Origin of the sequence: Pseudomonas sp. L7 (assembly GCF_046605565.1) — a bacterium.
Classification (GTDB): Bacteria; Pseudomonadota; Gammaproteobacteria; order Pseudomonadales; family Pseudomonadaceae; genus Aquipseudomonas; species Aquipseudomonas wayambapalatensis.
The window spans coordinates 4,475,025-4,489,364 of sequence record NZ_CP176784.1 but is presented as its reverse complement, the minus strand read 5'-3'; the positions used below and the strand labels follow the sequence as shown (position 1 = coordinate 4,489,364).

At 64.5% G+C, this 14,340-nt stretch carries 10 protein-coding genes; all 10 read right to left on the bottom strand.

Annotated features, from left to right (window positions below; genetic code table 11):
* Nucleotides 1–8: 8 nt before the first annotated feature.
* The 10 genes from ACK3BK_RS20740 to ACK3BK_RS20695 all read right to left on the bottom strand — a co-directional run bounded on the left by ACK3BK_RS20740 (nt 9) and on the right by ACK3BK_RS20695 (nt 14,031).
* On the bottom strand, nt 9–1,166 hold the full coding sequence (locus tag ACK3BK_RS20740; protein ID WP_186668140.1) for an alginate O-acetyltransferase: 1,158 nt from the start codon (nt 1,164–1,166) through the stop codon (nt 9–11).
* Nucleotides 1,167–1,176: 10 nt separating this feature from the next.
* Nucleotides 1,177–2,637 (bottom strand): MBOAT family O-acyltransferase, encoded by a 1,461-nt coding sequence (locus ACK3BK_RS20735; protein WP_411383204.1) that lies wholly within the window; start codon nt 2,635–2,637, stop codon nt 1,177–1,179.
* Between the two features lie 182 nt (nt 2,638–2,819).
* A complete protein-coding gene (locus tag ACK3BK_RS20730) occupies nt 2,820–3,923 on the bottom strand; it encodes a mannuronate-specific alginate lyase (RefSeq protein ID WP_411383203.1) in 1,104 nt (367 codons plus the stop codon).
* Nucleotides 3,924–3,930: 7 nt separating this feature from the next.
* A complete protein-coding gene (locus ACK3BK_RS20725) occupies nt 3,931–5,376 on the bottom strand; it encodes an alginate O-acetyltransferase (protein ID WP_411383202.1) in 1,446 nt (481 codons plus the stop codon).
* 13 nt (nt 5,377–5,389) lie between these two features.
* On the bottom strand, nt 5,390–6,949 hold the full coding sequence (gene algG / locus ACK3BK_RS20720; RefSeq protein ID WP_186711190.1) for a mannuronan 5-epimerase AlgG: 1,560 nt from the start codon (nt 6,947–6,949) through the stop codon (nt 5,390–5,392).
* Nucleotides 6,950–6,967: 18 nt separating this feature from the next.
* Entirely contained in the window at nt 6,968–8,446 is a 1,479-nt protein-coding gene (locus tag ACK3BK_RS20715) for an alginate export family protein (RefSeq protein ID WP_411383201.1), read from the bottom strand.
* Nucleotides 8,443–9,954 (bottom strand): alginate biosynthesis TPR repeat lipoprotein AlgK, encoded by a 1,512-nt coding sequence (algK, locus tag ACK3BK_RS20710; RefSeq protein WP_186711193.1) that lies wholly within the window; start codon nt 9,952–9,954, stop codon nt 8,443–8,445. The genes ACK3BK_RS20715 and algK overlap by 4 nt, the downstream gene beginning before the upstream one ends.
* A 13-nt stretch (nt 9,955–9,967) precedes the next feature.
* A complete protein-coding gene (locus ACK3BK_RS20705) occupies nt 9,968–11,134 on the bottom strand; it encodes an alginate biosynthesis protein Alg44 (RefSeq protein ID WP_186711195.1) in 1,167 nt (388 codons plus the stop codon).
* A gap of 36 nt (nt 11,135–11,170) precedes the next feature.
* Nucleotides 11,171–12,652, bottom strand: coding sequence for a glycosyltransferase family 2 protein (locus tag ACK3BK_RS20700; protein ID WP_411383200.1), 1,482 nt, complete (start codon nt 12,650–12,652; stop codon nt 11,171–11,173).
* Between the two features lie 62 nt (nt 12,653–12,714).
* Nucleotides 12,715–14,031: a nucleotide sugar dehydrogenase gene (locus ACK3BK_RS20695; protein ID WP_065864153.1), complete on the bottom strand. Its 1,317-nt coding sequence runs from the start codon at nt 14,029–14,031 to the stop codon at nt 12,715–12,717.
* Nucleotides 14,032–14,340: the final 309 nt, after the last annotated feature.

Sequence of the window (14,340 nt, the reverse complement as noted above, 5' to 3'; positions counted from 1 at the left end):
CCTCTCTTTCAGTGGTCCGTCCGGTTGGACGAAAGGGCCAGGTTTTCTTCGGATTTACGGGTGTTCTTCAGTTGCGCGATCCACTGCGGATCGAAGCTGCTGAGGTCGTTCTTCATGGGCAGATAGCGCTCGGGGAACTCCCACACCACGACCTGTGGCGGGGCGTTCTTGAAGGCGTCGCTCTGCAGGTACTTGAGCATCGGCAGCAGCGGACCGTGGCCGTCCTCGGCGTAGTTGGCGACGTCGCTGTGCAGCGCCTGCTGCAGGGCGCCGAGGAAGTTCCAGTGCGGGTTGGCGCTGTAGCTGGTGCCCACCAGCGCCACCGGGATGGCGCTGTCGGCGAACAGCGCGTCATCGCCCTGGCCTTCGCTTTGCGCCGGGCGGGTGGTGCGCTGCTGCAGGTTGTCCGGGGGGGGCAGCAGGTTGTTGAACAGCGGGTCGAGCGGCAGGAAGTTGGTCAGGTCGCCTTTGTATGGCGCAGTCTTGCCCGCCTCGGTGATGTAGGCCTGAGGTTCGGTTTCGAGCAGTTGCTGGCGCTTCACGCCCTCGGCGATCGCCTGGGCGACCACTTCGGCGCCCATGGGCGTCCAGTGGGTGTCGGTACGCAGGAACACCTGGCCGCGGGCCTTGGCCTGCTCCAGCGGGGCCAGCAGGTCGGGGGCGAACACGTTGGCCTGGCGGGCCTGGGCGTGGAACTGGTTGAACAGGTCCGCATGCAGGCTGGCAGGTGCCTGCTTGCCGAGGTATTCGTCATAGACGCGTGCCTTGGCTGGCAGGATCGCCAGCACCAGCTGGATGTTCTGGCGCTGCAGGGTGTCGCGTACGCCGCGAATCAGCGCCAGGTTGTCCTGCATCAGGTGGTCGGCATTGGCGGTGGGGTTGAACTCTTCATCGCTGAACAGCCACTGGTCGCGGCCCAGCACCACGCCGGGGCGGCCTTCGTTGAACAGCTTGAAGTCCAGTGCGGCCCAGAGGTTGGTGCCCAGGCGCTTGATCGGGAACTGGTCGTCGTAGTGGGTTTCGGCGGCCTTGGCCAGCTTGCCGTCGAGCAGGGTCATCTGCCCGGTGCGGTTGAAGCTGTCCAGGCCACCGACCGACCAGGCGCCCAGGCCCACCAGCAGGCCGAGGAACGACAGCGAATAGGTGATGCGAAGTGTGCGGTTCATGTCATCCACCTCAGAACTGGAAGTACAGGAACGGCGAGTAGCTCTGCGCCGAAAGCTTGAGGATCGAGGCCACGAACAGCAGCAGCACCAGGGCCCGGGTCATGACCCGGGTCCAGTCCAGGCTCAGCGTGCCGTCGCCATGTACTTGCGCCGGAATGCGCGGGGCGGCCGGTGGCGTTGCGTTGCGGTAGAAGTCGCGCAGGCCGAAGAACGCCAGGGTCAGGTAGGCGACGATCAGCGTGGCCACCTGCAGGCCGGTGAGCTGGGCGCGGTTGAGTTCCGACAGTTGCCACTGGCCGAAGCTGAACATGGCGCCGTACATGCGCCCGGCCACTTCGAGGTTTTCGGCGCGGAAGATCACCCAGCCGACCACCACCAGCAGGAAGGTGAAGGCCCACTTGACCGGGTTGAAGCGCTGCGGGTTGGTGTCGATACCCAGCGCCCGTTCGATCGCCAGCCACATGCCGTGCCAGGCACCCCAGATGATGTAGGTGAAGTTGGCGCCGTGCCACAGGCCGCCCAGCAGCATGGTCAGGAACAGGTTGCGGTAGGTGGCGAAGGTGCCTTTGCGGTTGCCGCCCAAGGTGATGTACAGGTAGTCGCGCAGCCAGGTCGACAGGCTGATGTGCCAGCGCCGCCAGAACTCGGTGATCGACTGGCTGATGTAGGGCTGCTTGAAGTTCTCCATGAAGCGAAAGCCCATCATCAGGCCCAGGCCGATGGCCATGTCGCTGTAGCCGGAGAAGTCGAAGTACAGCTGCGCGGTGTAGGCCAGCGCGCCCAGCCAGGCATCGCCTGTGGTGGGGTTCTGCAGGGCGAAGCAGTGGTCGGCGACCACCGCCAGGGTGTCGGCGATGAACACTTTCTTGATGAAGCCCTGCATGAAGCGGGTGCAGCCTTCGGAGAACTTGTCCAGGGTGTGGGTGCGGTTGTTGAACTGATCGACCAGGTCCTTGAAGCGCAGCACGGGGCCGGCGATCAGGTGCGGGAAGATCGCCACGAACGCGGCGAAGTCGATCAGGTTGCGCGTGGCCGGGGTGTCGCCGCGGTACACGTCGATGATGTAGCTGATCGACTCGAAGATGTAGAACGAGATACCGATCGGCAGCAGCACATGGGTGAGGATGAACGGCTCAAGGCCGAACGAGGTGATGATCGCGTTGAGGCTGTCGACACCGAAGTTGGCGTACTTGAAGTAGCCGAGGATCGCCAGGTCCACGCCCACGCCCAGCAGCAGCCAGCGCTGGGCCGGCTTGGTGCGCACGCCGGCGGCGCCGACTTTCAGGCCGATCCAGTAGTTCCACAGGGTGACGCCAGCGAACAGCGCCAGGAAGTCTACCCGCCACCAGGCGTAGAAGATGTAGCTGGCCATCAGCAACAGCAGGTTGCGATAGCGGTTCCCGCTCAGGTAGTACAAGCCGAGGAAAACCGGCAAGAACAGGAACAGGAACACGTTGGACGAGAAGACCATCCCGGTTCTCCTTTTTGTTCACAGCATCCGGGGCACAGCGCCCCCCAAACCCCCCACGAAAATGCGGGGGATCACCTTGGTCCCTGTGGGAGCGGGCTTGTCCCGCGATTGCGTCAGTCGATTCGCCGGTGTTGTCCAGTCGGACGCAATCGCGGGACAAGCCCGCTCCCACAGGGGTCACTTCATTTTTTGCTTTCCGCGCTCGGGTCGTAGACCCGGGTCATGTCGCCCCCCATGCGGAAGCTGTTGAACGGCTGCATGTCGTGCTTGCGCTCGAGGGTGTCGCCGACGCACTGGTACAGCGCGCACCAGGGCTCGAGCCAGGCGTACTTGCTGTCGACCTTGAGGTCCTTGAGGTCTTGCTTGACCCCCGCGCGCTCGGCGAAGTGCACCGGATCGCGGGCACCGGCCAGCACGCCTTCGCCCAGACGCTGCAGGGCGAAGTTGTTTTCCTTGCGCAGGTCCACGCCGTTGGCCTGGGCGAAGCTGGCGATCATCGCCAGCGGCGGCAGGGCGTAGTTGTGGTAGGCCAGCGCGCGCTGGCGACGCTTGACCTCGTTGGGCAAGAAGCCCTGGTCGTCGACCTGGTTGGCGCCGACCTTGTATTCCTTCACTGCCCAGTCGAACAGGTCGCGCCGGTCGGTCGCCACTGCCGTGGCCATCACTGACCAGGCCGCCCAGTAGCTATGGTTGTTGATCTTCTCCAGCGGCAGGTCGCTCCAGTCGCGCACGGTCTGGGTCGCCAGCTTGGCGAGCCACTTCTCGATCAGCTCGGCCTCGGCCTGGTGCGCGGCCAGTGGCTGGGAGTTGGAGAACTTCAGGCGCAGCCACGACCCGCTCATGCTGCCCAGCGCCCATTTGCGCATGGACTTGCCGGTGTGGTTGAAGTCGGTGGACTCCAGCGCATCGGCGCGTGCCCAGGTGCCGAGCCAGGTCAGCACGCAATCGAGCTGGGCCGGGCGACCGTCGCGCATGTACTGGCCGACCATCTTGCTGACGCCCTTCTCCAGAGTGGTGATATCGGCAGTGGAGTCGCGGAAGGCTTTTTCAGAGGCGACGTTGAGCGTTGCCCGGGCCTTGTCCGAGCCCTCGTACTTGCTGCGAAACTGCAGCGCGCCGGTGTACGGCTTGGGCGCGGCTTCGCAGCTGAAGTTGCCGTCGCTGGTCTTGAGTTTCTCGATGCCCTCGTAGTAACCCTGCGGGGGCACCAGCGCAGCCTGCGCGGCACCGCCGAACAGGGCCAGCGCGAGCAGGGCGGGGCTGAAGGTTCGCTTCAATGTCGTCATGTTCGCCTCACTGGCCGGCTTGCGCGGTGTTGCGCGCGCTGCCGGCGAAGTTGTTGCGTTTGCAGAGCTTGGCCTCGACTTTCTGGGTGCCGTTTTCCGGACCCTGGACTTCCAGGGCCAGCAGGTTCTGGCTGGCCCAGTCTTCGTCCTCGCGCATCTGGAAGACGAAGCGTCCGTCGGTGTCGGAGGTCTCGGGTTTTTCGATCTTGATGTCCTCGTGGCGGCCGTTCAGGTACCAGAGGGTGGCCTGCAGGACCTTGACCGAGGTGTCCTCGAAACGGATGTCGAGCTGGTGATTGCGGTTGACCAGGTCTTTGATCACGCCGCCCTTGCCGTTGACCATCAGCTCGTTCTTGCCTGGCTTGAGTGTGGTGCTGGCGCTCATTTGCGCCGGGCGGTCGTCGCAGCCGTCGTCGAGCAGTCCGAGGATCTGCCGCCAGATGGTTTCCTGATCGAGGCGGTACAGCGGCGAGAACTCCCAGATCAGGATCTTCGGCGGGTTCTTGTGGAATTCTTCGCTGCCCAGGTACTGGATCATCGAGCCTTCCAGGCCGCCACCGGGGAAGGCGACGTTGAGCACGTCGGCGCCGATGTACTGCTCCAGGAAGCCCGAGAAGTTGTAGTTCTTGCCGCTGTGGCTGGTGCCGACCAGGGTGATCTGCGCGTTGCCCGAGTCGCCGAACAGGTCGTCGCCGCCACTGGCGCCACCCTTGGGCTCGGTGGCGAACTGGTCCATGTACTGCACCGCGTAGCTGGTGCCGCACAGCTGCCCGGCGACGTTGTGCAGGGTGCCGGTCTTGCCCATGCGCCCGGATTTCCGGGTCTCGAATTCCTTGCGTGGAATACCCTCGAAAGCCGGCATGTGGTGCACGGTGTCGGCCACGATCTTCGCTGCGCGCTCGGCGCCGTAGGGCGTCCAGTGCTGGTCGCCGCGGAAGTAGAAGTCCTTGCCCTGGTCGGCGGCGGCGAGCTGCTCGTTGGTCAGGGGCGAGAGGTCGGGCACGTTGTAGCCCATCCTGGCGAAGCGCTGCAGCATCGCCTGGTAGTTGTGCAGGGCCTTCTGGTAGTCGAAGGCGGCCTTCTCCTCGGGCTTGAGCATGTTGCGGTTCACCAGGCCACGGGTCGGCTGGTAGACCACCACCAGCTCCACGCCGCGTTTCTTGAAGGCATCGTGCACCTGCTGCAGGCGCTTGTAGCCGCCGGGCGTGGTGTCGAATTCGGTGCGCAGGTCTTCGCGGGTACGGAACAGCCAGTCGCCCTGGGCCTGCACCAGGGTGGTGAAGTTCTGCTGGTAGCGGGTGGTGTAGCGGCTGGCGTCGTGGGCCTCGGGGCACAGCTGGCAGCACGGCTCGGCGCTGAAGCTCGGTGGCTGCACGTCGTCGGCGCGCACGCCCTGGCTGATGGCCAGGAGGGCGGCGGACAGGCCGAGCAGTTTCATCAGGTGTGGGGTCATGGTCTGGGCTTCCTTAATCGATCATTTCGGTCTGGCGTTCGACCGGGTCGATCAGCACGGCCTTCTGCTGGCGTACCAGCAGGTCGAGGATTTCGTCCTGGCGCTCGCCGAGCACGCCGTTGAGGCTGATGCCGCTGGACTTGCGCGGGGCGAGCATGGAGACCTTGTACAGCTCCACCGACAGCGGCGAGTCGATCGACAGCGGGCCGGAGCCATTGGCCGCCAGCTCGCCGCCAACCACGATCAGCGAGACCTTGGTGTCGAACGGGTCCAGGGCGATGTCGCGGTCGGTGTCGGAGAGGTCCTTGATGTGCCCGTACACCCCGACCAGGCCGTTGGCCATGGCGATGTTTTCGTACAAGCGGATGTTCACGCTGTTGCGTACGCGGATGCCGTGGCGACGGTTGTTGATCAGCTTGTTGCCCCAGATCAGGTTGTCGCCGCTCTCGTAGAGGGTGATGCCGTCGGTGTGGTTGCGGTAGATCTCGTTGTAGGCGATCAGGTTGTTGACGCTGTTGCGGTCGATCACCACGCCCGAGAGCTTGTTGTCGTAGCTTTTGTTGTTGATGATCCAGCTGTCGTTGACCTCACGCGAGACGATGATCCCGTGCTTCTTCTTGGTGCCGTACACGGTATTGCCGGCAATGATCAGGCGGTGCGAGCGGTCGTGCGGGTCGATGCCGTAGACGATGTTGTCGCGGTAGGTCGAGTCCTTGACCACGAAGTCGCGGGTCTCGTAGCAGTAGAAGCCGTACCACATGTCGCTGAACTCCGAGCCGATGATCCAGCCGGTCGGTTCAGGGCGGCCCATCTGCTTGGCCATGTTGGGGGTGTACTGCGAGATGCTCACGCCATACGACTTGGACTTGGCATAGCCGAAGCTGGCCATCTTGCTGTTGACGATGTAGGTCTCGGTGCCGCCCCAGCTGAGCAGGAACGGGCGGAATTCCTTGGGCGAACGGAAGGTTGCCGGGCCGTTGGCCTGCTCGCGCCAGCCGGTGATCTGGGTATCGCTGACGAACAGCTTGCCGTCGTTGACGATGAACGAGCCGCCCTCCTGGGACAGGCGCAGTTCCTTGACCTTGCCGTCGATCTCCAGCACGCCCTTGCGTCCGACCACGATCGGCAGGCGCGCCAGGTACACGCCCGGCGAGGTTTCGCGCAGGTATTGGGCAGGCACCTTCTTGCTCAGTTCGACCAGGTCGACATGCCCGTCATCGACGAAGATCGCCTGGGGAATGCCGTGCTGGCGCTGGACCCACTCGGCGGCCTTGTTGTCGCCGCCGATGAACTCCTTGAGCGACTCTTCCTGGAGCATGCGGCGCACGCTGACCTTGCCCTTGTGGCGGCGGTCGATCTTCTGTTGCACGGCCTGTGCGGTATAGCCGGACAGGTCGGGCAGCTTGGGCGGGTCCATCTGCAGCGGCTCGATCGGCGCGCTGGCGACGGTGTAGGTCTTGGCCTGTTGCAGGCCCTTGGCGATCACCGCCGGTTCTGCGGCACCGGCCATGCCGCTGGCCAGCAGCAGGGCGCTGGCGAGCAGGCTGTGGCGAAGGTTCGGGTGCAGGTTCATAACGGTCCTCTCCCGGCCTCAGAAGCGCCAGATCACGTCGACGAAGGCGCGGTGCATGTACGAGTCCGCTTCCTTGCCATAGGCATCGCCGGGCTTGAACACACCGGCGCGCAGGCGTACCAGGGCCGACGGCTCGTCGATCGACTGGCTCAGCGAGGCAGGCAGCAGGCCCTGCTTGAAGTACTTGGTGACCACCACGTCCATCTCCTGGCCCAGGTCCTTCTCGCCGTTGATCAGCGGACGGTTGATGCCATCGTCGTTGACCACCGCATTGATGCCGCTGGAGCCGATGTTCTGGTTGCCATCGACGCGCCAGAACTTGTGGTAGATGAAGCTTGCGTCGTAGTCGTCGCGCAGTTGCCAGGAGGCGAACAGGGTCGCGGCCTGCAGGTTGCCCAGCTCGCCGCGGAAGGCCTCGCCGAAGCGGTGCACGCGCGAGCGGGTGCCGGTGAAGTTGGAGCGGTTGCTCTCAAGGCCGGTCTGCTCGAAGTTGTTCGAGCCATCGCTGCCGCCACCACCGCTGCCACGGGCGTAGGCCGCGCCGACCTGCCACTGCGGGTCGAGGCGCAGGCGGATACCGAGGTCGGTGGCCCAGGCATTGACGTCGCCGCTCTGTTTGCCGGTGGCGATCTGGTCTTCGCCCACCAACTGGCTGCTGAGGCTGTCGCGATTGCCGGTCAGCCAGGTAACGCTGCCCCAGTAGTTGACGGTGTGGTCGTTGCGCCAGTTGTAGGCGTCGCTGTTGGCCTCAAGGCCCAGCCAGGTGAGGTCGCCGGTGCGGGTCTTGTCGAGGGCATCGACGGTTTCGCCGGGGTTCTTCAGGCTGCCGCTGTCATGGGTATGGTGGGCGCGCAGGCCGACCCAGTGGCCGGGTGTCCACTGCGTGGCGATGTTGCCGTAGAGGTGCGTGCGGTCCTTGTCTTCTGGGGCCAGCTCAGTGAGGTCGGTGCGGTATTCGCTGAAGCGTTGGGCGACACCGAGGTCGGCCTTGAGCAGGGTGGTGTCGAAGCTCCAGTTCAGCGCCTCGATGTTGGTGTCGCGCCACATGCCGTCGTCGCTGCGCAGGCGCTGGCGGCCGAAGCGCAACTGTTCGCCGGGGTAGGGCGTGAAACCGCTGTAGCCGATCCAGAATTCGCGCAGGGCCAGGTAGCTCTTGTCGGGCTTGCGGCTGTCGTCGCCGGTGTCGACGGCGGTGCCGTCGTCGTTCTGGCGCAGGGTGTCGGTTTCGATGATGTCGGTGGCAGTCACCGCCTGGCCCATGGCGAAGGCGCTCCAATTGCCGCGCTCGCCGTACACCCAGGGACGCAGGTCCAGGCCCAGGCCGTTGACGTCGCCGCCGGAGCGGGTGCCCAGGTCACGGTCGTCCTCGGACTGGCCGGTGATCTTCACATCCAGGCCGAAATTCTTCACCGCGGTTTCCGCGGCCAGGCTCGGCAGCGACCACAGCAGGGCGAAGCTCAGGCCGATGCCGGCTTTCACGAAGGGGTTGAGCGTCATAGCGAGTCCTCGGCGTCTACGTCTTTCTCGTCTTGCAGGGCGTCCAGGGCCAGCGGGCTGTTGCTGGCCTGGAGCATCCCGGCGCGCGCCTTTTTCTCCTGCTCCAGCAGGCGCTGGGCCTGGCTGCGCTGGTCGGGCGTGAGTTGCTGGTCGAGTTGCTGCAGCAGTTCGCTGGACTGCGGCGTCGGGTTGACCTGGGCGAGCTGGGCGAATACCCAGGCGTTGCCGGTGTTCTGGCGGATGCCGTGGCCTTCGCTGTAGAGCTGGGCCAGGGCGTAGTCGGCACTGAGCTGGCCGCCACGGGCGGCACTGAGCAGGTGGTCGACGGCCTTCTGCGGCTCGACATGGCCCAGGTAGCCGCGGCGGTAGAGCTGGCCGAGGTAGTAGTGGGCGCTGATCTCGCCGGCATCGGCGGCGGCCTGCAGGTGTTGCTCGGCCTTCACGGCATCGGCCGGGACGCTCTTGCCTTCGTAGTAGAGGCGGCCCAGCAGCAGTTCGGCGCGGGGCTGCTCGGCTTCGCGGCCCTTGTCGATGTAGGCCATCAGCTGGTCGGTGTCGCCCAGTTCGGGGAAGTCGTAGAGCAGTTGCGCAAGGCTGACCCAGGATGCCGGGTTGGCCGGGGCGACGTGTTCGAGCAGGTCCTTGGCGGTTTTTTCGTCGGTCTGGCCGAGGCTGCGGTCGGCGAGCACGCGGGCGACGCTGTCGACCCGTGTCGCAGGCACCGCGTTGCGGGCATAGGCGGCCTTGAGCTGGTCGAGCAGGGCGGCCTGCTGGTCGGGTTGGGCGCGCTTCTGGTAGACCGTGGCCAGCTCCACGTAGCAGATGTCAGTGGTGTTCAGCGCGGCCTTGCAGATCTTCTCCACCTCGCCCAGGTGCTGGTCGTAGGTGCCTTGGGTGCGGTACAGCAGCACCTGGGCCAGGCCCGCCTCGGGGTTGCCAGCGGCGCGCCATTGGTCGATCTGTTGCTGGGCATTGATGTTCGGGAAGCTCTGTGGGTACTGCAGGTAGAGCATCGCCAGCGGGATCAGGGTGTTGCCCTCACCTTGCCTGGCCGCGAGCTTGAGCAGGGTTTCGGCCTCCTCGCGTTCGGCCTGGGTGCTGTCGGGCTTGGCCACCAGCAGGCGGCCCAGGCGTGCCTGGGCACGTGGCGAGGAGGCGGCCGCGGCGCGGTAGGTGGCTTCGGCCTGCTTGAGCTGGGCCGGGTCGCGGGTGCCGACCTGGATATCGGCCAGGCCCACCTGTGCGTCGCTGTAGCCCAGGTCGGCGAGTGCCTTGTAGTTGGCCTCGGCGGTGGCGGTGTCGCCACGTTTGAGGGCCTCGTTGGCCAGGCGCTGGTCAGGCAGGCCGACGCAGCCGGCCAGGGTGATGGCCAGCACGCAGAGCCCGAGAACCTTGTGGGAGCGGGCTTGCCCGCGAATGGCCGGGAGCTGCGATGAAGGTGTGCCTGCTGGCCCCTTCGCGGGCAAGCCCGCTCCCACAGGGGCACAGGTGTAATTGTTCGGGGTCATCGTCCTATCCCCCTCAGAGCCCGCGGGCCACGGCCTTGTCGATCAGCCAGTTCAGCGATGGACCGCGGTCGCTGTTCACCGAGGCCGGGCGGCCGGCCAGCTCTGCAGGCAGCGATTCGTCAGGCTTGATCTGCACGCGAATGTCCGAAGCCAGGTTGTCGTTGTCCAGGCTGGCGCTGCCGACGATCACACCGGTGCGCACGTTGTCTTCGCCGGCGATCTGGAAGTTGACCCGGGTACCTGGCTTGACCTCGTCGAACTGGCGATAGCTGAAGCGCGCCTCGACCATCGGGTTGGTGGTGCGCGGGATCAGTTGGTAAACCGCCTGGCCCTTGCTGGCGTACTGGCCGTCATCCACCAACTGGCGGGCGACCACGCAATCACAGGGGCTGGTGAGGGTGCCGGAAAGCTGCTTGCCGAACAGCTCCTCGACCTTGGCAGGCTCCAGTTGCGAGTCGTCCAGATGGCCCTTGAGCAGGTCGAGCATGCTGGTGTTGAAGGTCGCCAGCGGCGCGCCCTTGACCACCTGCGCACCGTTCTCCACCAGGCTCTGCATGCTGCCGTCGCGGGGCATGGTGACGTTGGTGGTCGGTACCGCGACCACGCCGGCCTCGGCGTGGCTGACGAAGTACAGGCCGTACAGTGACTTGGCGACGAAGCCGAAGGCGGCGATGCCGACCACGAACACGCCCAGGGTGACGGTGACGGCACGCAGGCGACCGAAGGCGCTGAGGCCCGAGCCCGAATCCTTCTGCTTGCGCGCCTTGGTGAAGTTGTCGCGCTGCAGGGTACTGAGCACGTCACCGACGCTGATCAGCTCACCGGACAGGTGGGAGGTGATGATGTGGCGCAGGGTCGCGATATCACGCGGTTCCAGGTTCTGGAATTCGACACCGGTGCGGCCGCTTTGTGGATCGCTCGAGCGCACCAGGAACTCGATGTCCATCGACAGCCCCAGGTTGTCGACCACGAACTGCAGGCGACCACGCACGACATCGCCGACCGGAAGGGCTTTTTTGGCATGGAACGACAGACCACCGGCGGAGAGGTCGTCGACCTTCACATCCTGCGGCTGGCGCTCGCTGTCCAGATAGCGCAGCTTGGCCGGGATGCGCACCCGGGCGTGCTGGCGCTGGGCTTCGGACTCATGCACGACGTTGACGTTCACGGCGGTATTCATGGCGATTTGTTCCTGTTGGATCGATCCGGGTTGGGCTCACACGACCATGAACAGCACAGCGACGAAGATGCTGGCGGCCGAGAAGGTCATGGTCCGAGAGGACCAGGTGTTGAACCATTGTTGAAAGCTGGCGAGGTCACGTTTCAGGGCAGTCGGCTGGCGGGTCCAGGACTGCTTGTCGAGGCGGAAGAACACGTAGATCTTCATCAGTGCGCCGACGATCTGGTTGTAATAGAGGATCAGCGGGTAGGCCGGGCCGACGCTGTGGCCCGAGCACAGCAGCATGATGGTGAGGATCAGGCGGGTGATGCCGATCCACAGCAGGTACACCAGCAGGAACTGCAGGCCGAACTTGAAGCTGGCGATCACCGCCACGGTCAGGCCTAGCAGGCTGGTCCACATCGACACACGCTGGTCGAGCAGCACGATGCTGGTGAACAGCCCCAGGCGCTTGAGGCCCAGGCCCAGGGCACGGGAGTTCTGCCGCAGGTTGTTGCCGTACCAGCGGTACATCAGCTTGCGGCTGGCCTTGACGAAGCTCTTCTCCGGCGGATGCTCGACCGTGTTGATCGCCGCGTCCGGCACGTAGAAGGTGTCGTAGCCCAGGCGCATCAGGCTGAACCAGCTCGACTTGTCGTCGCCGGTGAGGAACTTGAAGCGGCCCAGGCGCCAGTGCATCAGCGAGTCGCTTTCGACGTCGGCAATGAACTCGGGGTTGGTGACCACGCTTGCGCGGAACATCGACATGCGCCCGGTCATGGTCAGCACGCGCTTGGACAATGCCATCGAGCACATGTTGATGTGGCGCTGGGCGAAGCGCAGCTTGTGCCACTCGCTCATGATGTAGCCGCCGCGTACTTCGCAGAATTCGTTGGTGGTCAGGCCACCGACATTGGGGTAGAGCTTGAACCAGGGCACGGTCTTGCGGACCACGCCATCGGCCAGCACGGTGTCGCCGTCGATCACCGCGACCACCGCGTTTTCGTCCGGCAGCATCCGCGAGATGGCGCGAAAACCGTAGGCCAGGCCGTCGCGCTTACCGGTACCGGCGATGCGCACGAAGTCCAGGGCGACGTGTTCGGGCGGGTTGAACTTGGCCCACAGGCTCTTGACCAGCAACTCGTCGGACTTCTCCACCAGCGAGCAGACCACGGTGGTCGGGTAACCGCATTCGATCGCTTCGCGGATCACCGAGCTGTACACCTGGGCGGTGGTCAGCGCATCGATGCGAAAGCTGGTGACCATCAGGTACACGTGCGACGGGTCGGCCGCCTTGCCCAGCTTCTGCACCTTGCGGCGCAGGTAGGGGTAGACCAGGTACAGGAAGATCATGCCGCGGATGAAATGGGTGGCGCCCATGGAGTAGCGCCAGATGCCGACTGCGCCGACCAGGAAGATGAAGTGCTTCGATTGCGAATCGAAGATATCGCTGGGCAGGGCCAGGGCGATCAGCATGAGCAGGCTCATGTAGAGCAGCCATCCGGCGCACTGCAACAGCACTGTCTGGAGCCTTTGCATGTTCAGCATCCGTCGCGAGAATCAGGGAAGTGCGGGGCCGGCCGGCCCCGCGTCGGGCTGGCTTACCAGCAGATGCCTTCGGTGCGGGTGAGGGTGCTGGTGGGCTTGCTCATGAAGCCGACCAGGTCGATCACCTGCTTGCCTTCCGGCGCCTGCTGGGCCAGGGCACGGAACTGCTCGTCGCGGTTGCCGAGGATGATGATGTCGGCGCCATCGACCACCTGCTGGAAGTCGGCGTTGAGCAGCGACGAGACATGCGGGATCTTCGACTCGATGTAGTCCTTGTTGGCGCCGTGGACACGGGCGTACTCGACGTTCTGGTCGTAGATGTTCAGCTCGTAGCCCTTGCCGATCAGGCGCTCGGCCAGTTCCACCAACGGGCTTTCGCGCAGGTCGTCGGTGCCGGCCTTGAAGCTCAGGCCGAGCAGGGCGATCTTGCGCTTGTCGTGGCTTTCGATGATGTCGAAGGCGTTCTGCACCTGCGACTCGTTGCTGCGCATCAGCGAGTCGAGCAGCGGCGCCTTCACGTCGAGGCTGGCAGCGCGATAGGTGAGGGCGCGCACGTCCTTGGGCAGGCACGAACCGCCGAAGGCGAAGCCTGGGCGCATGTAGTACTGCGACAGGTTCAGGGCCTTGTCCTGGCAGACCACGTCCATTACTTCGCGACCATCGACGCCGACCGCCTTGGCGATGTTGCCGATCTCGTTGGCGAAGGTCACCTTGGTGGCGTGCCAGACGTTGCAGGTGTACTTGATCATTTCGGCCACTTCGATCGGCTTGCGGATGATCGGGGCGTCGAGCTCTTCGTAGATCGCCTGCAGCACGTCGCCGCTGGCGCTGTCCAGTTCGCCGATGACAGTCATCGGAGGCTGGTCGTAGTCCTTGATCGCGGTACTTTCGCGCAGGAACTCGGGGTTGACCGCCACGCCGAAATCGACGCCGGCCTTCTTGCCCGAGCAGTCCTCGAGGATCGGGATCACCACGTTCTTCACGGTGCCTGGCAGCACGGTGCTGCGCACCACGATGGTGTGGCGGCGGGTGGTGTCGCGCAGCACATAGCCGATCTCGCGGCACACCGATTCGATGTATTCCAGGCCCAGGTCGCCGTTCTTCTTGCTCGGGGTGCCGACGCAGATCATCGACACGTCGCTGGCGCGGATCGCCTCGGCGAAGTCGGTGGTGCCACGCAGGCGACCATTGGCGATGCCTTGCTGCAGGAGTTGCTCCAGACCCGGCTCGACGATTGGCGACTTGCCCTGGTTGATCAGGTCGATCTTGGTGGTGGACACGTCCACACCAATCACTTCATGGCCCCTTGCCGACAGGCAACCTGCACAGACGGCACCCACGTAACCCAAACCAAAGATGCTGATACGCATCGTATTCACCTCGTGTGTTTATCACGCCGACTCTTTCGAAGAGTCGGACCGGGTTGATTGACCTGCTTTTACGGGCGCACGGATCCATGGCGAATTGACACTTCACCGAACGCAGGCATGAATGAATCCGGAGCGCAAACCGTTGTGCGCTCAAACTTGGCAGTAAAAGGCCAGTTATTAAAAGGCGTGCCCTGAGATGCAGCCGTCTTTATTGCAGCGCGTTATCGGGTGCGCTGCTGTGCTTGTTTTTTCAAGTGAATAAATCCTTTGAAATCAACCACTAGGACGATTAGTAAGGGGCGCGTCTCT

What these genes read in the sequence shown, in the direction of transcription:
- ACK3BK_RS20715 (WP_411383201.1), bottom strand. Translation starts at nt 8,446, where the DNA reads ATGACGCTCAACCCCTTCGTGAAAGCCGGCATCGGCCTGAGCTTCGCC.
- ACK3BK_RS20705 (WP_186711195.1), bottom strand. Translation starts at nt 11,134, where the DNA reads ATGAATACCGCCGTGAACGTCAACGTCGTGCATGAGTCCGAAGCCCAG.
- ACK3BK_RS20695 (WP_065864153.1), bottom strand. Translation starts at nt 14,031, where the DNA reads ATGCGTATCAGCATCTTTGGTTTGGGTTACGTGGGTGCCGTCTGTGCA.
- ACK3BK_RS20725 (WP_411383202.1), bottom strand. Translation starts at nt 5,376, where the DNA reads ATGACCCCACACCTGATGAAACTGCTCGGCCTGTCCGCCGCCCTCCTG.
- ACK3BK_RS20735 (WP_411383204.1), bottom strand. Translation starts at nt 2,637, where the DNA reads ATGGTCTTCTCGTCCAACGTGTTCCTGTTCCTGTTCTTGCCGGTTTTC.
- ACK3BK_RS20740 (WP_186668140.1), bottom strand. Translation starts at nt 1,166, where the DNA reads ATGAACCGCACACTTCGCATCACCTATTCGCTGTCGTTCCTCGGCCTG.
- ACK3BK_RS20700 (WP_411383200.1), bottom strand. Translation starts at nt 12,652, where the DNA reads ATGCAAAGGCTCCAGACAGTGCTGTTGCAGTGCGCCGGATGGCTGCTC.
- algG (WP_186711190.1), bottom strand. Translation starts at nt 6,949, where the DNA reads ATGAACCTGCACCCGAACCTTCGCCACAGCCTGCTCGCCAGCGCCCTG.
- algK (WP_186711193.1), bottom strand. Translation starts at nt 9,954, where the DNA reads ATGACCCCGAACAATTACACCTGTGCCCCTGTGGGAGCGGGCTTGCCC.
- ACK3BK_RS20730 (WP_411383203.1), bottom strand. Translation starts at nt 3,923, where the DNA reads ATGACGACATTGAAGCGAACCTTCAGCCCCGCCCTGCTCGCGCTGGCC.